1 pseudogene is annotated in these 409 nt (G+C 46.0%); it reads right to left on the bottom strand.

The window, feature by feature from the left end:
- Positions 1–22 precede the first annotated feature (22 nt).
- A pseudogene (locus J3482_RS20305) lies at positions 23–409 on the bottom strand (hypothetical protein); the annotation flags it as partial.

Below are 409 nucleotides of genomic sequence, written 5' to 3'. Positions count from 1 at the left end.
TCGAATCATCTCCTCAACCACCTCACCGTAGTGAGGCTATCATAGGGTGGGGGAATTTTCGATTGTTCCAGTGGGGTACTTTTAGGCTATCAAATACAGCTGCATCCAACAGACGAGATGTGTCAACGTTTTGGTTCTCGAACCGCTCTGGCAGTTTAGGTCTTTGCCCAGCCCGTTCACCAATCACCAGTTCTCCCACAGTCCAAGGCTGGTGACCCGCGTATTCGATGGTGAGTTCCGTGATATCTGCAGGGTCGTATATGACATTCACCTTACAACCGATGAATGACAGACCCACTTCATACTTCTTTGGTGTTAGGATCAAAGAGTGGACATAACGAATCGAGAATGTAAGAATAAGGTGATTTGAGGTGTCCACGTGATGAAGCAATATGATAAGGAATTTAAA

The organism is Alicyclobacillus suci (assembly GCF_017329615.1).
GTDB lineage: Bacteria > Bacillota > Bacilli > Alicyclobacillales > Alicyclobacillaceae > Alicyclobacillus > Alicyclobacillus suci.
Note: the sequence above shows the minus strand (reverse complement) of the source record. Positions and strands in the feature narration are given on the sequence as shown.